Below are 18,941 nucleotides of genomic sequence, written 5' to 3'. Positions count from 1 at the left end.
GTTGAGTTATAGGTAAATACTTGATACATCGTAGAAGGGACTTGCTGACTTCCCCAATCGTCCATACGTTTTGATTCCACTTGTTCAAAAGAGGTTATCGCATTAAAAATATAACTCGGTTGAGTCACGTTAATTTTAAAATATCCTCCTAAGGCGTCTATATCATTAGGAGGGTTGATGATGGATGAATAGTTCGTGGTTAAATCTACATTGCTTAGCTTAATGATCTGCTCACCCTCTTCGGCATTCATTGCCGTTTTAACTTCGGCTATTTGTGCTTGCTTACCCCCATATAAACTCATGTAGAGCTTAATTTGATCATTGAACTGGTAAGCCAACTTGGCACGTAAACCGTATTGGTCTATGTCATTATACTCTGTGTTGTTACCTGCAATTTCACTTGTGACTAAACCATCTCGCTGCTTTGAAAAAGCAGAAACACGCAGAAAGAGTTTCTCAGTAAGTTGTGTATTTATCGCACCTTCTAAATTTTGTTGATTATAATTACCTAAAGTGGCTGTGCCGTAGCCAGAGATTTCTTCATTGAGCATTACAGGATTAGAAATAAAATTGATCGCACCACCTGTGGTATTTTTACCATAAAGCGTATTTTGAGGACCTTTCAGGATTTCAACGCGATGAATATCGTATAACGCAAAATTCGCTAACATCGGGTTATTAATTGCCACGTCATCTAAATAAAGACCAACTGCAGGAACAGATGAAAGATTAAAGTCATCCATACCAACGCCACGAATAAAGTAATTACTCATACCACTAACAGAGCGCGTCGCGTTAACATTTGGTACTAATGTTGTTACGCCACTTGCTTGAGTTATTTGATTTACAGCAAGAGAATTAGCAGATATTGCCGTTATTGACATGGGTACTTCTTGTACCGATTGAATGCGTTTTTGTGCGGTTACTTCAATAATTTCAAGTGATTCATTGCTACTTTGAGCAAAGCTAGGTAAAACAAAAACACTCATTAAACACAGAAATAAGCCACGAACTGCTTTTGGCATAAGGCTACTCGGGTAAGGTGATCGTGTAATTACTTAACATTAACCTAGTAACTCCATTTAATAAAGTTTCCCATTACCAATAACTGTTTACTTCAAATTGAATTTCTGCAATTTAATAAGGGTTACTAGATGAGGAGGAGAATTTATCAATGATAATTGCTAGCGAGTTAGGTGGTTATATTTTCACGTTCACTTAACTCGCGAATAATACAGAATGTGATAATCTTTTCACGACATTATAATAATTAATATAGGCCATCAATATGTTTATCGGTGTAAGAAAGCAGATTAAATCCATCTTTTCACCCTATTTATCTTTTGTATCTTCCAAAAGTTTAGGGCTTTTATCGCTATTTATTATTTCACCAACATTGGCATCAACAACAATTGTTCCACCGAATGAGCAGTTGATATTACGCGACATACAGCAACAAGTCAGCGCAGAACGACTGAAAAGAGATGTCACCAAACTAGTGAGTTTCGGCACTCGACACACGTTGTCTGAAACGAAATCAGATACGCAAGGAATTGGTGCAGCGCGTCGTTGGATTAAAGCAGAATTTGAAAAGATTTCAGCACAATGTGGTGGTTGCCTAGAAGTTATTTATCAAAAACAAACCTTTTCTGGAGAAAAGCGAATTCCTGAACCGACCGAGGTGGTGAATGTTATTGCAATTCAGCGAGGCGAATTAGATCCCAATCGTTATGTCGTTATGTCTGGTGATATTGATTCTAGAGTGACTGACCCTCTTGACTACACGAGTGCATCACCGGGAGCGAATGATAATGCTACAGGTGTAGCAGGGGTTATTGAAGCGGCCAGGGTGCTATCACAACATAAATTTGCCGGTACTGTGGTATATGCGGCTTTATCAGGTGAAGAACAAGGTTTATTTGGTGGAAAAATTATGGCTGGCATTGCTAAAAAAGAAGGCTGGCGAGTTGAGGCGGTTATTAATAATGACATGATTGGTAATATTTCTGGTATTAATGGCGTCATTAATAATACAACTGCAAGGGTGTTTTCTGAGGGAGTTCGATTCGTTGAAACACCAGCAGAGGCTAAAAAGCGCAGATTCACTGGTGGTGAAGTCGACTCTCCTTCACGAAATGTTGCTCGATATATTGATCAAATTGCCGATCAGTATATCCCTAATTTAGACGTTATGATGGTGTACCGATTGGATAGGTTTGGCCGTGGCGGACATCATCGTCCATTTAATGCCGAAGGTTATCCTGCAGTGCGCATTATGGAAACGAATGAGCACTACGACCGCCAACATCAAGACATTCGAACAGAGAATGGTCGAGCGTATGGTGATGTGCTTTCGGGTGTCGATTTCGATTTTAATGCTAAATTAACATCGTTAAATGCTGTTACTATGGCAGCAATGGCTTGGGCACCACCACCACCAGCGAATACTCAAATATCGGGGGCGGTAAAAGCTTCAACAACGTTAAAATGGCAGCGTCCAACAGGAAATATGGCAAAAAACTTAGCTGGCTATCGCGTACATTGGCGTTTGACCACCGAACCAACATGGACACATAGTCAATATGTAGGTGATATTACTGAGTTTGAACTGAAAAACATTGTTATTGATAACTATTTCTTTGGTGTCAGCAGTGTCGCTAAAGATGGTTTTGAAAGCCCTGTTGTTTTCCCTGGTCCTGCTGGTTCTTTTGGTGGTTACGAATAAAATACCATTGAATTAGATTAAGACATCAACTGAAAATTGAATATATGAAGCTAATTAAATCTAATTAGCTTCAATACGTAAATAACCTGAGCTCGGCTTAACAAAGACAGAAAAGTGCTGACTATTATAGTGAGAATAATCTAAAAGATGTTTTAAAGGAAAAATGGGGTGGCTAAAGGGACTTGAACCCTCGACAACCGGAATCACAATCCGGGGCTCTACCAACTGAGCTATAGCCACCACTGAGTATACTAAATATGCGCTTCCTGTCGATGACGGGAAAGCGCGAGGAGTATATTGCATTTAGCCGTAGATTGACAAGAAAAATCTTCGCTTTTTACGGCATTTATATACTAATATTTGTACTTTGCAGTATTTGTGCAACTAATTAACCTACTACTGATTATCTATTTCACTTTATATCCCTGTCCTGGATGGCTTGGTGTCGATGGGTAGGCTAACTCTAATTGTTGACTTTTTAACATTGGACTTAAATAGCTCTTTCTTAATGTATCAGTATTTCTACCAAGCAATTTAGCTAGCTGGGCAAGCTTAAGATACTTATCTCCAGACTTATCGCATAACGCTATTATAGTTGTTTCTATGTCATCCCGCTTTGCTCTGTAGCTACCATCACGGATAGGTGCTGCAATATCTAATAGTTCTTGCCATAACTTCTTCTCTTGAAGACCCGGAGCTCCTAAGGAGAACCCCGGGTCTTCAGATTCCAACCCCGGGCTTTCAAATTCAAGCTCCGGGCTTTCAGAAAATAATGACAACTGGCTTAAGTCTGGTGATGAAATAAAAGTTATGTTCTTACCTGCTTCATTATCAGGTGTAGGAATTTCTATACCCTTTATATGGTAGATTTTGTCTTTATGTACACCAGAAGATGTAAGATAATCAGCTTTCACCAAATTTGATAATGCTAAAGTAATATCTCTAGTATGAGCTGATGTCAAAGCACTAATTCTATCATGATTAAACCATGACTCGGTTGCGGCAGTTATTAAAATAGAACGTTTTAATTCGCTTAGTTCTTTGTATTTAGCACCAAATAATTCAATTAACTTTGTATGCATCTCTTCTGATACTAGATTCACCATTCGTAGTTCTAGTAATGTTTGCTCAGGGTCATCCTTCTCATATAAATTAGGTGTTTGCCACTTTTGAGCTCTACAGTTACTGTAAATTTTAGGTACACCAGAGCCTGCTTTCTCACTTAAGCCAATGTTTAAAAACATTTGATGTACTGCAGGATTTCGACAAAGACTATCACCACCAGCAATAGCATCTTTAACGGGAACACGCATCAATCCAGGGTTACGAAAGCCAATAAAATCAGGATGTTTCTCTATAAGTAAAGAACTGTCACTAGTGAAATCTGCATGAGCCAGTGTATTAACGAGAGCTTCACGAATCGCTTCATGGGCAGGAGTATCATCAATACGTTGACCATCGACAAGTTGAAAACCAACTTTCAAATTCTCAGTGAGCTTACGGTAAACCTTTCGATAGAAATCAAATATATTACCCGACCAAGAACCGTCAGGAAAAACACGATCAACCCATCGATGTGAACTATCATCCTTCTCTTGGTAGTCAACAAAATAGTTAGGGAGTGCATCTTGGATAGCATCCCAAGTACCAAACATAACTAATCCAGCTAAAGTTAACCCTTCTTTTTGGCTATTTCTCTCTTTTCGCCATGCCTTAATGCTGCGTAAAAAGCCAGCCGTATCTTGCTCTAGAAATGGATGCCCTTGTGGTTTAGCATCAACAAACATTTGACGATATATTCGTAGGGTTTCTGGATCTACATCTTCTAAACCAAATCCTTCTAAAATACGGTTGTCACGCACATCTTCGCGTTCGGCAAGTATTCTGTTTACGATATCAGGTAAACATTTCTGATCAGCTTCATGCCGTCTGACATAGGTACTAGACAGTGGATTGTTATTAATATATATGGGGCGCAGCTCTCTTGGTGAACGCGGCACAACAATCCTAATAATTTTCTTTCCATCAATGGATTCAATTCTTACATCATTTTCACTAAGTAAGTTATGGCTAACTTTTTGAGGATTATTAATTATATCCCAAATACTTTTGACCAAAGGTGCAGGATTCTTGATACCTTCAACCGTAAAATGACCTTTCTTTTCTTTGATCCCAAGTAGTATCTCACCTCCTCGGGTATTGGCGAATGCACTATAACTCTCCCACATATCATTAGGCACCGCACCTTTACCATCCTTGCCAGAAGCAAGTTTGCATTCTACTTCAGAGTTCTCTTGTAAAAGAGCTATGTCAGATGTGTTATTTAGGACAAAGTCAGGCATATCAGATAATTTTTAATTAAATTCACTAAAACTATTGTAAAAGAAATACCAGACATTTACAGGTAAATTATTGTATCTGAAAGTAATAACCTATATTCCTCTACGAGTAAATCCTACTTTTTCCACATTGTCTTGTTAATCAATGCATTTAGCCGTAGATTGACAAGAAAAATTTAATTTTTTAATTAAACAATTTCATATTAATAATAGCCTATATCGTCATCCTCGCCCGTGCTAACTTATTTGATAAGGCCTTTACTGTTATAAACTGGCAATTCGGCCTCAACCCAAGCGTTCATATCGCCAGTTAAATGGTGTAAATCATGAAAACCGTTGGCGGCTAAAATTCTTTCAGCTATTGCAGCGCGACGTCCTGAACGACAATAGACAACCACTTTGTTATCTTTATATTGCCTCAATTGAATTAAATTTTCGTTAATGATGTCATAGCTCATATTAACAGCGCCTTGAATATGTCCCTCGTTAAACTCTTCGACGGAGCGCACATCTAACACAATTACATCACTCACTTTCTTGTCAATAAGACTCTGCAATGCTTCTTGTGAAATCTCTTTAGTGCTGTTGGCATAACTTAGCGAAATAAATAAACTTAACATTAGCGCTAGTAATTGTTTTATTTTAAACATTGTTTATCCTCAATAACTCATAATGAGTTTCATTTCTTCATTAGTATTTAATGGTTGATCAACTGCAGGTATGTAAACTGTGTGATAATATTTAAGACTATACTTCAATATAATTGATGCCAGTAGTAAAAGCTAATGTAAGCTTTAAGTTAGCGTGTTATTTATTCACTCTCATACAGGTTGTAGCAATGTCTTTAGATAAAATAAGCTCTCAATTAACTAAACACTCACATACTAAAGAGAAAAAACTGCCGCCGATAGAATCCTGGAATCCACCTTATTGTGGCGAAATTGATCTGCAAATAAAAGCCAATGGTGATTGGTATTATGGCGGGACTATTTTTAAACGCTTGTCTTTGGTTAAGCTGCTTTCTTCAGTGTTATTAAAAGAAGTTACAGCCGAGAGTGACACATACTTTTTAGTTACCCCAGTTGAGAAAATAAAGATAACGGTAGACGATGCACCTTTTGTGTTAACCCAATGGAAATGGTTAGATGAAACAAAAGATAAAATGGTAGTAAGTACCAACTTAGATGATGAATTCATCTTGGATAGTGACCACCCATTAACCGTGACTCCAACGGGGGAAATGTATGTTAATGTCCGTCGAAATTTACTGGCTAAAGTTCACCGAAATGTTTATTACCAGTGGGTAGATTTAGCCAAAGAAGTTAAAACAGATAAAGGCACTGAGTTACAATTTATCAGTGCCGATCATGTGTTTAGTTTAGGGTGTATAGAATAGCTCTAAAGCCCTACGAGCTACGCAGTTAAAAATGCTTGATACGCACTGTTATCGGTTTCTTCATGCCATTGATAACCAAGGGCTTCTAAGTGCTCAAAGAAGTCTGCTTGTTGTTCATTACTCACTTCAAACCCCGCTAATACTTGGCCAAATGCTGCGCCGTGATTCCGGTAATGAAATAAGGTAATGTTCCAATGTTCTCCTAAGGTGTCTAAAAATTTCTCTAGCGCGCCAGGGTATTCTGGAAATTCAAAGCTAAATAAACGCTCTTCCAACAACGCGGGCTTTTGACCGCCAATCATGTAGCGAACATGCAGTTTCGCCATTTCGTTATCAGTGAAATCATCCACTTGATACTTAGCATCAACTAAGGATGAAACTAATTGTTGTCGTTCGTTCGTTTCGCCCCCTAAACGCACACCGACAAATATATTGGCGGGTGTGTTAGCGTTAGCATTTTTCCCTGCGTAACGGTAATTAAATTCAGTGATCACTCTGCCGCCTAACGTCTGACAAAAATGACGAAAGCTGCCTTTTTCTTCAGGAATAGTCACCGCGAGTACGGCTTCTTTTTTCTCGCCTAACTCACAGCGCTCTGAAACATAGCGCAAGCTATGAAAATTCATATTCGCGCCAGATAGTATTGCCACTAACGACTCACTGCTTGATTGATTTTCAGCTGCTTGTTGTTGACAATATTTTTGTAAGCCCGCTAATGATAAAGCGCCTGCAGGCTCTGCAATTACGCGAGTTTGCTCAAAAATGTCTTTGATTGAGGCACAAATTTCATCGGTAGTTACTGTGATAACTTCATCACAATAGCGCTGAATTAAGCCAAAGGTTTTCTCGCCAATACGCTTCACAGCGACACCATCGGCAAATAGCCCAACTTGCTCTAGGTCAACAGGGCTACCAGCAGTTAGCGCGGCTTTTAAACATGCCGAATCTTCAGATTCAACTCCAATAACTTTAATACCTGGCTTTAACTGTTTTAAGTAAACCGCCATGCCCGCTAATAAGCCACCACCACCAACAGGAATAAAGACAACTTCACTGTTCGGTTGTTGTTGAAGTAACTCTTTAGCTACTGTGCCTTGCCCTGCAATTACATCAACATCATCAAATGGATGAATTAAAGTTTTGCTTTCTTCTTGAGCAAATCGCACAGAAGCGGCTTGCGCTTCATTAAAGCTTTTACCTATAAGTCGAACCTCAGCACCAAAGCGACGCACATTATCCACCTTAATATCAGGTGTGGTAATGGGCATAACTATAGTGGCATTAATACCTAACTTATTCGCAGCTAACGCTAAACCTTGGGCATGATTGCCTGCCGAAGCGGCAATTACCCCATGAATACATTGTGTTTCAGGTAAATTAGCAAGCTTGTTATAAGCGCCGCGTAATTTAAATGAATGTACAGGTTGTTGGTCTTCGCGTTTCAGCGAAATTTGATGACCCAAACGCGTCGATAACTTAGTTAACGGCGTTAACTCTGTTTCAACGGCAACATCGTAAACTGGTGCTAATAATATTTTACGCAAGTAATCTAGAGCAAGCTCATGCCCTTCAATCACTTCTTGAGATTCTTCTTGTGTCATTACTTATCACCGTCATCAAAGCCGTCAAGTAATGCTCTGTTTCTTACTGCGCCTTTGTCGGCACTTGTCGCCAACATTGCATAGTTTTTAAGTGCGTAACTAATCGGGCGAACACGATCTACTGGCTTCCAAGCATCACGACCTTTTGCTGCCATGGCTGCGCGACGAGCTTCAAGCTCGGCTTCTGGTACTTGCAGGGTAATTTCTCGAGAAGGAATATCAATATGAATAATATCGCCTTGTTCAACTAAGCCAATAGTGCCGCCATCAGCTGCTTCAGGAGAGACATGACCAATAGATAAACCAGAAGTACCACCTGAGAAACGCCCATCGGTTAACAATGCACACGCTTTACCTAATCCCATAGATTTTAAATAAGTGGTAGGGTAAAGCATTTCTTGCATACCGGGCCCGCCTTTAGGACCTTCGTAACGAATAACAACGACTTCGCCAGCTACCACTTTTTTGTCTAAAATTCCTGCTACAGCAGCATCTTGGCTTTCAAATATATGGGCTGGGCCGGTAAAGGTTAAGTTATCGTCGCTCACACCTGCGGTTTTAACAACACAGCCGTCAACGGCAATGTTGCCTGAAAGTACCGCTAAGCCACCTTCTGTTGAAAATGCGTTATCAATGTTACGTATACAGCCATTTTCTCGGTCATCGTCTAAAGTATCCCAGCGACAATCTTGGCTAAATGCTTTTGTTGTGCGAATACCAGCAGGGCCTGCTCGGTAGAATTTTTTAACGTCTTCATCATTAGTCTGCGTGATATCATACTTGGCAATAACATCTGCTAGCGTGGTCCCTAAGACATTAGGCACATCCGTTTTCAGTAAGTTTGCGCGTGCTAACTCACCTAAAATAGCAATAACACCACCTGCTCGATGCACATCTTCCATATGATATTTCGGTGTTGATGGAGCAACTTTACATAACTGTGGCACAATGCGAGATAGTTTATCCATGTCTTCCATGGTGTAATCTATTTCAGCTTCTTGGGCTGTAGCAAGTAGGTGCAAAATGGTATTAGTAGAGCCGCCCATCGCAATATCAAGACACATAGCATTAGAAAAAGAGTCTTTATTGGCGATATTACGAGGTAATGCAGACTCGTCGTTATCTTGGTAGTAACGTTTTGTTAGCTCAACAATTTGTGCGCCCGCTTTTAAGAATAACTGCTCGCGATCAGCATGGGTCGCCAACATAGAGCCGTTTCCTGGAAGTGCTAAACCTAGCGCTTCAGCTAAACAGTTCATTGAATTCGCGGTGAACATACCCGAACAAGAGCCACAAGTAGGACAAGCTGAGCGTTCCACTTGATCTGATTGCTTATCAGTCACTTCTGGATCTGCACCTTGAATCATCGCATCCACTAAATCGAGTTTAATGATTTGATCAGAAAGCTTAGTTTTCCCAGCTTCCATTGGTCCACCTGAGACAAAAATTACCGGTATGTTTAAACGCATAGCCGCCATTAACATGCCCGGAGTTATTTTATCGCAGTTCGAAATACATACCATGGCATCGGCGCAATGAGCGTTTACCATGTATTCTACTGAGTCAGCGATTAAATCTCGCGATGGTAAGCTGTACAACATACCGCTGTGGCCCATGGCAATACCATCATCCACGGCAATTGTGTTAAATTCTTTAGCTACACCGCCAGCTTTTTCAATAGCGCCTGCCACTAACTGACCCATGTCTTTTAAATGAACATGTCCTGGAACAAATTGTGTGAATGAGTTGACTACTGCAACAATTGGCTTACCAAAGTCGCCATCGGTCATGCCTGTTGCACGCCAAAGGGCTCGAGCACCGGCCATATTGCGGCCTTGTGTAGAAGTTGCTGATCTTAATTTAGGCATGATTTTTTATTCCAATTTATATTATTTTTTAGTGCGATTAGGCAGCACTACTCGTAACTTTTACGTCTTTGATATCGATAAGTTTATTAATTTGATCCACTAAAAGCTCAATAGGGCGATCACTTCTTACTAGTAATTCGATATAGCCAATATGGGTGCCAGTATTCACTTTAGCGGTGATGCCATCAATGAGAAAACCACGATAACGGGTCACTTGTAAAATACGTTCAAGTACCACTTGTTTATCGTCTACTTGTATGGCTAATTGGTAACAATGCATTAGCTTTTCTCCATCATTTGATCATTGGCAGTATTGGGTGGCACCAACGGCCAAACATTATCTTGCGCATCAATTTTAACTTGTAATAAATAAGGACCATTATGGTCGAGCATTTCTTCAATAGCCGCGGTAACTTGTTCTTTTTTAGTAATTTCTTTGGCTTTAATATCAAAAGCGGTAGCAAGCATTACAAAGTCTGGATTGTCTGATAAATCCGTTTCACTTAAACGTCCTTCAAAAAACAAATCTTGCCATTGGCGTACCATGCCTAACTTTCCGTTATCAATTAACACGATTTTCACCGGTATTTGAAAGCGTTTTATTGTTGACAGCTCTTGGACATTCATCATGAAAGACCCATCGCCTGATACCGCAATAACACAATCTTTAGGTCGACTAATTTGTGCGCCTATGGCTGCTGGAATACCAAAGCCCATGGTGCCCATACCACCACTGGTCAGAAAGTTACTCGGATCGTTAAATAACATATGCTGTGCTGCCCACATTTGATGTTGACCAACATCTGTTGTTATACAGCTATTGTCTGGCATTTTATCGCTAATTTCTTTTAACACTGCAGGGGCAAAGATAGTTTCACCGGGATGGTTGTAATCCCAACCAAATTCTTTACTCATTTGTTGACATTTCTGTTGCCAATCAGCAATAGATAACGGAATAGCTAAGGCAGGTAAGTTAACTTTTAAATCACCTAAAATGGCAGCATCAACGTTTCTACGTTTATTAATTTCAGCGGTATCTATATCAAAATGAATAATTTTAGCGTGTGGAGCAAACTCATCTAGCTTACCTGTTACACGGTCATCAAAACGTGCACCTACAGCAATTAATAAATCCGATTCTTGCACAGCTAAGTTAGCTGCTTTAGTACCATGCATACCTAACATGCCAAGATAATTTTCATCGTTAGGATCTATTGCACCTAAACCTTTTAATGTAGAAACGCTTGGTAATTTCGTTAATTGAGCGAACTCTCTTAATTCGTCAACCGCATTAGCCATGCCAACACCACCACCAACGTACAAGACTGGTTTCTTTGCCTGACTCAAAAGCGCTAACGCACTACCAACATTGGCAGGAGGGAGTTTAACTTTGTTTTTTAACTGCGATAAATCTTCCAACGTACATGTTATTTCAGCTAATTGAATATCTTTAGGAATATCGACAAGAACAGGACCTTGTCGACCTTCAAGGGCAATAGCAAAGGCTTGATGTAATACTTTTGGTAAATCGTTTATATCAGTTACTTGAAAAGAGTGTTTTGTACATGCCAATGATAAGCCAAAGACATCTATTTCTTGAAAGGCATCAGAACCCATCGCTGAAGTTGGCACTTGTCCGGTAATAGCAACAACAGGTATAGAATCGGCTAATGCGTCGGCTAGGCCCGTAATTAAATTAGTGGCTCCTGGTCCCGACGTTGCTAAACATACACCTACTTTCCCTGAAGCACGAGCGTAGCCTACCGCTGAAAATGCCGCACCTTGCTCATGTCGACATAAAAAATGTTGTACATCGCTATGACATAAAGCATCGTAAATCGGCATTATTGCACCACCGGGGTAACCGAACACGTGTTGAACACCGTGCTGTTGCAATATATCGAACAATAATGATCCGCCTGTGTGCTTCTTTTCACTAACCATTTTAATTCCTAACTGCTGAACATCACATATTTTTTGATGCTAAACAGTAGTCTCCTGTTATTTATAAATAATTTAAATAAACCAATTCAGTAAGTTTACGTAAACGTAAGATTTCAAGTGTCATAAAACGACAAAACCCCCGTTCTTTTCAGAGCGAGGGTTTGTTTTTAATTTTTTGCTATTTTCTTAGCTCAACAAACAACCTCGCGATGATTTAATAATCACCACGACGAGAATGTTAATAATCGCAGAATTCTTAATAAAAAGAATAGTCGAGCTAAAATTTTGCATATTTACCTGTTTTTTCTAAATAGTTAGTCACTATTTGTCTTAAATTGAATGGCGAGTTACTTGCCTATTTAAATTAGTACCATAGCTCTAATACTTCGAGCAAGGCTTTTTATTATAGTTTTTCCTAGGCTTATCCAGAAAATAGTTATAAGCGGTAAAATAAAACTCAAACATTCGCTCTTTTAACAATCACTTACTATACTTGAACAAGGACTTGTTATTAAATAATTAAAATGGAATTTTATGTCACTCGCCTCCGTATATAGCCGTGCACGCGTCGGCCTTGAATCCCCTTTGGTTAATGTTGAAGTACATTTAGCCAATGGATTACCTGCTTTTAATATTGTTGGCTTACCTGAAGCCTCCGTCAAAGAATCTAAAGATAGAGTTCGCAGTGCCATTCTCAATTGTGGTTACGAATTTCCTGCCAAGCGCATTACCGTTAATTTAGCGCCAGCTGATTTACCCAAAGAAGGAGGACGGTTTGATTTGCCAATTGCTGTCGGTATTTTAGCCGCGTCAGACCAACTGCCCAATACACATTTGCATGACTATGAGTTTGCCGGAGAGTTAGCATTGTCTGGAGAGTTACGTGCTATTATTGGTGAAATCCCTATGGCTATGGCATGCAGTAAAGCAGGTAGAACCTTAATTATTGCCAAAGGAAATGCTGAACAAGCTAGTTGGGTCAAACAGGCAAAAATTCACGCCATAGAACATCTCACGCAATTATTTTCTCATTTTGCACGACAAAATATTTTACCTTTTGTTGAAGAAAAAACTATTGAGCACATGGCCAGTGACAATGCATTAGACATGTCTGATGTGATTGGGCAGCCTCTGGCAAAGCGCGCATTAGAGATTGCCGCTAGTGGCAGTCATAATTTACTTTTTATTGGTCCTCCAGGTACAGGGAAAACCATGTTAGCCAGTCGGTTAGCCGGTATTTTACCACCAATGAGCGAAGAAGAGGCACTAGAGACTGCGGCAATACAATCAATAAGCCTTCAGCAAATAAATGACAAATCGTGGTTAACTCGTCCCTTTAGAGCGCCGCATCACACCGCTTCATCTGCCGCATTAGTTGGCGGTGGTAGCCAACCTAAGCCTGGCGAAATTTCTCTAGCGCACAACGGAGTGCTTTTTCTTGATGAATTGCCCGAGTTTGAACGAAAAGTGTTAGATGTACTACGTGAGCCAATGGAATCAGGCGAAGTAACGATTTCTCGCGCGATGCAAAAGCAAACTTTTCCTGCTCGGTTTCAATTAATTGCTGCAATGAATCCTAGCCCAACGGGTTTTTATAACGATAACCGAAGTACCCCCGAACAAGTTTTACGTTATTTAAATCGTTTGTCTGGACCATTTTTAGATCGCATAGATATTCAAATTGAGGTGGCCCGATTACCCAAAGGTATGTGGGCTAATGATACACAAATGTGCGAGTCGAGTACTGAAGTACAAAACAGAGTATTAGCTTGTCGCGCCATACAAATTGAACGTCAAGGTAAGGCCAATGCGCATTTAGCAAGTAGCGAAGTACGCGCTCATTGCCAATTAAGTCATGCAGACAATGAGTTTCTTGAATTAGCGGTTGAAAAGTTAGGCTTGTCGACACGAGCCCACCATAAAATTTTAAAAATTGCCCGTACTCTTGCCGATATTGATAATCAAAAAGATATCGGCCATGAGCACATTATTGAGGCGTTGTCATATCGCGCTATGGATAGATTATTTAGGCATTTAACCAATGCGGTCGCGGTTTAATCGCTAATGGCTTGCAAAAAAGCTTTTAATAACGGCTGCTCTTTACGCTGAGTTAAACAACAAACACCTAATTCAAAGGGTGCTATTTCACCTACCGCAGGGAGATATTGCACTCGATTTTTAACGGGTGAATTATCAACAACCACTTTCGGTGCAATACCCACTCCACAACCTAAGGCAACCATACTCACTAACGCTTCATGGCCCGAAACAGTGGCATAAATAGTCGGCTTACCTTGTTGTTTTTTTCGATACCATTGCTCGAAACGTTTTCGGGCAGAACCATGCTCAGGCAAAATAATCGGAATATTGGCCCAATCGAGTGTTTTTTCTTGGAGCTGCTGCTGCACACTGCAAGCGATAGTAGGTCCTATAACCGTTAAAGGGATTTGCGCCAAGTGATGAAAGTATAAACTACTAGAGAGGTTATCTGGCTTGGCAGCAATAGCAAAATCTACGGCTTGATGCTGCACCTGCTCAAGTGCATCTGCCGCATCACCTGTGGTTAACATAATTTCCACTAGTGGATGTTGTTGTCTAAAGCGATCAAGCAAGGGAGGCAAATGGCTATAGGCTGCGGTTACTGAACAGTAAATATGCAACTTGCCCTTAAGTTGCGCCTGTTTTTGATCCAGGGATAACTTCAATAAATGCCATTGTTCGAGTTGTTGTTCAGCAAATACTTGTAACTGCTCTCCTGACGAAGACAGCACAACGGTGCGATTATCCCGATGCAATAAGGGCGAACCAATTTCATCTTCCATGCGCTGTATTGCACGGCTCAACGTTGAAGGGCTCACATGGAAAGCTTCAGCAGTTTTACCAAAATGTAAGCTTTGACTTAAATGCTGAAACATTTGTAATGACTTAAAGTCCATTGGTTTTCCTCACTTTATTCTATAACACACTCGTTATTGCGTTTTTTGCAACACTGTAATGCGAATATATCATTTTAAGCAACATCAATGATAGTTTATTATCGCTCCATCGTCAGACACGCTGACAATTTAACACGCTACTATTTATTCTTAACGCTAAGTCGTTGAGACAGGAGAACACCATGAGCAACTATTTTAATACCTTAAGTTTACGTGAAAAATTAGCCCAATTAGGCAAATGTCGTTTTATGAAACGCGAAGAATTTGCAGACGGTTGTAACTTCATCAAAGATTGGAACATCGTAATTGTTGGTTGTGGTGCGCAAGGTTTAAACCAAGGTTTGAACATGCGTGATTCAGGTTTAAACATCTCTTACGCATTACGTGACGCAGCCATTGCGGAAAAACGTCAATCTTGGCAGTGGGCTTCTGAGAACGGTTTTACTGTAGGAACTTACGAAGAGTTAATTCCTCAAGCCGACTTAGTATTAAACTTAACACCCGATAAACAGCATACTTCTGCAGTGAATGCAGTAATGCCATTTATGAAGCAAGGTTCTACATTGTCTTACTCACACGGTTTTAATGTTGTTGAAGAAGGTATGCAAATTCGTCCTGATATTACGGTAATCATGGTTGCACCTAAGTGTCCTGGTACTGAAGTTCGTGAAGAATACAAACGTGGTTTTGGTGTACCAACACTTATCGCTGTTCATCCTGAAAACGATCCTCAAGGTAACGGCTTAGCCATAGCGAAAGCTTATGCTTCAGCAACGGGTGGTGACAGAGCAGGGGTTTTACAATCTTCTTTCATCGCCGAAGTTAAGTCTGACTTAATGGGTGAACAAACTATTTTATGTGGCATGTTACAAACAGCAGCAGTACTTGGTCATGAGCAATTAGTGGCTCAAGGCATGGACGCAGCTTATGCTCGTAAATTACTACAATATGGCTTAGCAACAACCACTGAAGGTTTGAAGCACGGCGGTATTACTAACATGATGGATCGTTTATCAAACCCTGCAAAAATTAAAGCGTTTGATATGTCAGAAGAGTTAAAAGTTATTTTACGTCCATTATTTGAAAAACACATGGATGACATTATCGAAGGTCGCTTCTCTGAAACTATGATGGCTGACTGGGCAAACGATGATATTAACTTATTAACATGGCGTGCAGAAACAGCTGAAACAAGCTTTGAATTAGCACCAGATTGCGATGTAGAAATTACCGAGCAAGAATATTACGACAAAGGCATTTTTGTTGTTGCCATGATCAAGGCAGGTGTTGAACTTGCGTTTGAAGCTATGGTTGCAGCAGGCATCATTGAAGAATCAGCTTATTACGAATCACTTCATGAAACACCATTAATCGCTAACTGTATTGCACGTAACAAACTGTACGAAATGAATGTAGTAATTTCTGATACTGCTGAATACGGTAACTACTTATTTACTCATGCAGCAGTGCCTTTGTTAAGAGACTTTAGCACCAAGTTAACACTAGAAGAATTAGGCGAAGGAATCAAAGATACTTCTAATGGTGTTGATAACGCTCGCTTGATTGAAGTTAACGAAGCAATTCGCAGCCACGGTGTTGAAACTATTGGTAAAGAATTACGTGGCTACATGACAGATATGAAGAAAATTGTAGAAACAGGCCAATAAGCCTCACTATTTTGTAAAGCTATCAAGTTAAACCTTGGTAGCTTTTTTTATTTTTTCTATTTAGGGGACAGCTATGTCTGACGTAACTTCACAATTTACTAATGTAACGATAACTAGAGCCGCCAGTGTCTATTTTGACGGTAAAGTCACCAGCCGAAAAGTGACTTTTGCTGACGGTTCAGTAAAAACATTAGGTATTATGATGGCAGGTGAATATGAGTTTGCTACCGCAGAAAAAGAACTGATGGAAATTACCGCCGGGGATGTTGATATTTTATTAGCGGGCAGTGAAGAATGGCAAACCATCACAGGCGGTCAATCGTTTAACGTTGATGCTAACAGTTCTTTTAAGGTGCGCGCCAAAACATTAACGGATTACTGTTGTTCATATATCGCTTAGTGTTTATATGGTGTGGCTCAATCTAACGTTTACTCTGGTATTATTTATTGTATTCTAGAGTCACACCTTATTATGTGTAAAAGTATTGAATAAAATGAAACTGAATAAAACCACCAAAAAAATTGATGATAATGTGTGTAAAGCATTAACTTTGGCTTGCGAGCAAGCTAAAGAAAATATTGATGGCTTTATTTGGTTAACCCACCGCGCGAATTACACGCAATTTCCAGCAAGCTTAATGGTAACTTGTGTGTTTGAAATTGATGCCGAAGTCGCCGCATTAAAAGAAAAAAAACTAGATGAAAGCTTTATTAAGTTAATTCAAAAACAATTACTTAAAGTGGGTGTAGTTTTAAAAAATGCGCGTCAAAATGTTCGTTTTGATAGTGAAGAGTCTTGCTTAAGAGAGCATCGAGGTCTTTGGGAAGATCGATTAAAACTGCGAACCGACAAACAAAAACCAATGAGCAAAAATAACCGTTTTCCTCACTAAAGATAAACGCCGTCAGTAAATCCTACCTCTTATGGTAAATAACAACCATGTCATCTCGATGCACCACCACTTTACTCGAACAATAACCGAGTACATTTTCAATTTTATCTGTTTTTAATCCTTTAATAGTGTCTAAATCGCGCTCGCCGTACTGACAAATTCCTTTCGCCATTATTTGACCCGTTTTATCATCGATAATATCGATTGAGGCGCCTGCTGAAAACTCACCTTGCACCGATTTAATACCCGACGGTAATAACGAAGCTCCCTTGCTAAGCAAAGCATTAACCGCGCCTTGGTCAACTCGCACCTGACCACAACTTGTCAGTGTGTGTTTTAACCAATGTTTTTTAGCCTTTATTGCTGCTTGACTAGCGATAAATCTCGTTCCAGGGTTTTCGCCTTTTAACAAACGTTCAAATACTTCACTGCGGTGTCCGTTGACAATAAAAGTATCGATACCATTTTCTGTCGCTTTTTCTGCCGCTTGAATTTTTGTTTTCATGCCTCCTGTAGCAATAACATTGTTAGTACAGCCTGCCATGGCATATATTTGCTCTGTTATTTTAGCCACCTCAGGCAATAAAGTAGCGTTTGGGTTAGTTCGGGGATCTTGATCATACAAGCCATCAATGTCACTTAAAATAATTAAGCAGTCGGCTTCGCATACTAACGCAACTAACGCGGCTAAATTATCATTGTCGCCTACTTTTAATTCCTCCGTTGCCACAGTATCGTTTTCATTAACAATAGGTAGCACATTATTTTCAAGCAAAATGCGTAACGTATTTTTAATATTGATATAACGTTGGCGATCTCTTAAATCACCGTGAGTGATTAACAATTGACTGCAAGGCGCATCAAAAAAACGTTGCCAGTTCGCCATCATTTTCATTTGACCAACACTCGCCATCGCTTGTTTAGTGACAATAGAAGGGTTAGGTGAACCGTGATGAATTAATTGCCGTCCAGCAGCAACACTTCCCGAGGAGACTAAAATAACTTCTTTACCTGCTTGGTGACACTCGGTAATAAAGCGTGCAATTGCCAATAAATATTTGCCACTACACCCTTTACCTTCAGGTGCAATTAAAGCGCTGCCAACCTTTATTACCACTCGATTAAAGTTCATATCCCATTCCCTAACTCTCATTTTTCATGCCCGCTATAGCTATCAAGAATCACTGAAATAAAGAAGATTTGCAACTTAGTTTTTACGATTGTATAGATTAGATTGCTATTTTTAATGCTTTTAATGGAGAATCATCTAAAACTGCATATATGTAACAGATAAAGCACTCATCCAATTGCCAACTTAAGTACATAAGTTATTAATTGTTGACTTTTTACCCATAAATTTAAATTACGCGGAGTTCCTTATCTTTAGTTGCCTTCTGCTAATTATATTATCTACTTTTAAGTTTTTATTATTAAAAATACCTGTTTTATAGAAAATGTAACTAATATGCATCATTTATAAACATCTATTTTCAAAAGAAGTGAATATCTTGGTGAAAATAGAATTAGTTACTGAAAGAAAAGCTAAATAGCTTTAATATTCATGTTTTAATC

At 39.5% G+C, this 18,941-nt stretch carries 15 protein-coding genes and 1 tRNA gene; 6 read left to right on the top strand and 10 right to left on the bottom strand.

The window, feature by feature from the left end:
• Nucleotides 1-1,025: TonB-dependent receptor plug domain-containing protein (locus AC27G3_RS13720; protein ID WP_487122448.1), on the bottom strand; the 1,025-nt coding region annotated here is incomplete at its 3' end.
• A gap of 263 nt (nucleotides 1,026-1,288) precedes the next feature.
• Here AC27G3_RS13720 and AC27G3_RS13715 point away from each other — a divergent pair.
• On the top strand, nucleotides 1,289-2,725 hold the full coding sequence (locus AC27G3_RS13715) for a M28 family peptidase (RefSeq protein ID WP_487122447.1): 1,437 nt from the start codon (nucleotides 1,289-1,291) through the stop codon (nucleotides 2,723-2,725).
• A gap of 164 nt (nucleotides 2,726-2,889) precedes the next feature.
• Here AC27G3_RS13715 and AC27G3_RS13710 read toward each other — a convergent pair.
• The 3 genes from AC27G3_RS13710 to AC27G3_RS13700 all read right to left on the bottom strand — a co-directional run bounded on the left by AC27G3_RS13710 (nucleotide 2,890) and on the right by AC27G3_RS13700 (nucleotide 5,714).
• Nucleotides 2,890-2,965 (bottom strand) — tRNA-His (locus tag AC27G3_RS13710).
• Nucleotides 2,966-3,132: 167 nt separating this feature from the next.
• Nucleotides 3,133-5,067 (bottom strand): RNA-binding domain-containing protein, encoded by a 1,935-nt coding sequence (locus AC27G3_RS13705; RefSeq protein ID WP_487122445.1) that lies wholly within the window; start codon nucleotides 5,065-5,067, stop codon nucleotides 3,133-3,135.
• Between the two features lie 239 nt (nucleotides 5,068-5,306).
• Nucleotides 5,307-5,714 (bottom strand): rhodanese-like domain-containing protein, encoded by a 408-nt coding sequence (locus AC27G3_RS13700; protein ID WP_487122443.1) that lies wholly within the window; start codon nucleotides 5,712-5,714, stop codon nucleotides 5,307-5,309.
• 188 nt (nucleotides 5,715-5,902) lie between these two features.
• Between AC27G3_RS13700 and AC27G3_RS13695 the strand changes: the two genes are divergently transcribed.
• Nucleotides 5,903-6,460, top strand: coding sequence for a DUF1285 domain-containing protein (locus AC27G3_RS13695; RefSeq protein ID WP_487122441.1), 558 nt, complete (start codon nucleotides 5,903-5,905; stop codon nucleotides 6,458-6,460).
• Between the two features lie 17 nt (nucleotides 6,461-6,477).
• Here AC27G3_RS13695 and ilvA read toward each other — a convergent pair whose 3' ends face one another.
• The 4 genes from ilvA to ilvG are packed head-to-tail and all read right to left on the bottom strand — an operon-like array spanning nucleotide 6,478 to nucleotide 11,873.
• Nucleotides 6,478-8,061 carry a threonine ammonia-lyase, biosynthetic gene (gene ilvA / locus AC27G3_RS13690; RefSeq protein WP_487122439.1) on the bottom strand — a complete coding sequence of 528 codons (1,584 nt, stop codon included), beginning with the start codon at nucleotides 8,059-8,061 and terminating at the stop codon, nucleotides 6,478-6,480.
• Nucleotides 8,061-9,929 carry a dihydroxy-acid dehydratase gene (gene ilvD / locus AC27G3_RS13685; protein WP_487122438.1) on the bottom strand — a complete coding sequence of 623 codons (1,869 nt, stop codon included), beginning with the start codon at nucleotides 9,927-9,929 and terminating at the stop codon, nucleotides 8,061-8,063. The genes ilvA and ilvD overlap by 1 nt, the downstream gene beginning before the upstream one ends.
• A 37-nt stretch (nucleotides 9,930-9,966) precedes the next feature.
• Nucleotides 9,967-10,209 carry an acetolactate synthase 2 small subunit gene (ilvM, locus tag AC27G3_RS13680; RefSeq protein WP_487122436.1) on the bottom strand — a complete coding sequence of 81 codons (243 nt, stop codon included), beginning with the start codon at nucleotides 10,207-10,209 and terminating at the stop codon, nucleotides 9,967-9,969.
• Entirely contained in the window at nucleotides 10,209-11,873 is a 1,665-nt protein-coding gene (gene ilvG / locus AC27G3_RS13675; RefSeq protein WP_487122434.1) for an acetolactate synthase 2 catalytic subunit, read from the bottom strand. Before ilvG ends, ilvM begins: the two co-directional genes overlap by 1 nt.
• Before the next feature lie 534 nt (nucleotides 11,874-12,407).
• On the opposite strand from ilvG, the gene AC27G3_RS13670 reads away from it, so the two are divergent.
• Nucleotides 12,408-13,931: a YifB family Mg chelatase-like AAA ATPase gene (locus tag AC27G3_RS13670; RefSeq protein WP_487122432.1), complete on the top strand. Its 1,524-nt coding sequence runs from the start codon at nucleotides 12,408-12,410 to the stop codon at nucleotides 13,929-13,931.
• Here AC27G3_RS13670 and ilvY read toward each other — a convergent pair.
• Nucleotides 13,928-14,809 (bottom strand): HTH-type transcriptional activator IlvY, encoded by an 882-nt coding sequence (gene ilvY / locus AC27G3_RS13665; RefSeq protein ID WP_487122431.1) that lies wholly within the window; start codon nucleotides 14,807-14,809, stop codon nucleotides 13,928-13,930. The genes AC27G3_RS13670 and ilvY overlap by 4 nt on opposite strands.
• 182 nt (nucleotides 14,810-14,991) lie before the next feature.
• On the opposite strand from ilvY, the gene ilvC reads away from it, so the two are divergent.
• The 3 genes from ilvC to AC27G3_RS13650 all read left to right on the top strand — a co-directional run bounded on the left by ilvC (nucleotide 14,992) and on the right by AC27G3_RS13650 (nucleotide 17,369).
• Nucleotides 14,992-16,476, top strand: a complete 1,485-nt coding sequence (ilvC, locus tag AC27G3_RS13660; RefSeq protein WP_487122430.1) for a ketol-acid reductoisomerase — start codon at nucleotides 14,992-14,994, stop codon at nucleotides 16,474-16,476.
• Nucleotides 16,477-16,549: 73 nt separating this feature from the next.
• Nucleotides 16,550-16,876, top strand: coding sequence for a pyrimidine/purine nucleoside phosphorylase (ppnP, locus tag AC27G3_RS13655; protein WP_487122428.1), 327 nt, complete (start codon nucleotides 16,550-16,552; stop codon nucleotides 16,874-16,876).
• A gap of 94 nt (nucleotides 16,877-16,970) precedes the next feature.
• Nucleotides 16,971-17,369: a Fis family transcriptional regulator gene (locus tag AC27G3_RS13650; RefSeq protein ID WP_487122426.1), complete on the top strand. Its 399-nt coding sequence runs from the start codon at nucleotides 16,971-16,973 to the stop codon at nucleotides 17,367-17,369.
• Between the two features lie 22 nt (nucleotides 17,370-17,391).
• Here the strand turns inward: AC27G3_RS13650 and proB are convergent, their stop codons facing one another.
• Nucleotides 17,392-18,501: a glutamate 5-kinase gene (gene proB, locus AC27G3_RS13645; RefSeq protein ID WP_487122424.1), complete on the bottom strand. Its 1,110-nt coding sequence runs from the start codon at nucleotides 18,499-18,501 to the stop codon at nucleotides 17,392-17,394.
• Between the last annotated feature and the right edge of the window lie 440 nt (nucleotides 18,502-18,941).

The organism is Colwellia sp. SU-HH01217, assembly GCF_057543495.1.
The sequence above is the reverse complement of the archived record's forward strand: the minus strand, read 5'-3'. Positions and strand labels throughout refer to the sequence as shown.

Bases quoted from the DNA above. Each gene is read 5' to 3' on its own strand.
- AC27G3_RS13715 (WP_487122447.1), top strand. From the start codon at position 1,289: ATGTTTATCGGTGTAAGAAAGCAGATTAAATCCATCTTTTCACCCTAT.
- AC27G3_RS13705 (WP_487122445.1), bottom strand. From the start codon at position 5,067: ATGCCTGACTTTGTCCTAAATAACACATCTGACATAGCTCTTTTACAA.
- AC27G3_RS13700 (WP_487122443.1), bottom strand. From the start codon at position 5,714: ATGTTTAAAATAAAACAATTACTAGCGCTAATGTTAAGTTTATTTATT.
- AC27G3_RS13695 (WP_487122441.1), top strand. From the start codon at position 5,903: ATGTCTTTAGATAAAATAAGCTCTCAATTAACTAAACACTCACATACT.
- ilvA (WP_487122439.1), bottom strand. From the start codon at position 8,061: ATGACACAAGAAGAATCTCAAGAAGTGATTGAAGGGCATGAGCTTGCT.
- ilvD (WP_487122438.1), bottom strand. From the start codon at position 9,929: ATGCCTAAATTAAGATCAGCAACTTCTACACAAGGCCGCAATATGGCC.
- ilvM (WP_487122436.1), bottom strand. From the start codon at position 10,209: ATGCATTGTTACCAATTAGCCATACAAGTAGACGATAAACAAGTGGTA.
- ilvG (WP_487122434.1), bottom strand. From the start codon at position 11,873: ATGGTTAGTGAAAAGAAGCACACAGGCGGATCATTATTGTTCGATATA.
- AC27G3_RS13670 (WP_487122432.1), top strand. From the start codon at position 12,408: ATGTCACTCGCCTCCGTATATAGCCGTGCACGCGTCGGCCTTGAATCC.
- ilvY (WP_487122431.1), bottom strand. From the start codon at position 14,809: ATGGACTTTAAGTCATTACAAATGTTTCAGCATTTAAGTCAAAGCTTA.
- ilvC (WP_487122430.1), top strand. From the start codon at position 14,992: ATGAGCAACTATTTTAATACCTTAAGTTTACGTGAAAAATTAGCCCAA.
- ppnP (WP_487122428.1), top strand. From the start codon at position 16,550: ATGTCTGACGTAACTTCACAATTTACTAATGTAACGATAACTAGAGCC.
- AC27G3_RS13650 (WP_487122426.1), top strand. From the start codon at position 16,971: ATGAAACTGAATAAAACCACCAAAAAAATTGATGATAATGTGTGTAAA.
- proB (WP_487122424.1), bottom strand. From the start codon at position 18,501: ATGAACTTTAATCGAGTGGTAATAAAGGTTGGCAGCGCTTTAATTGCA.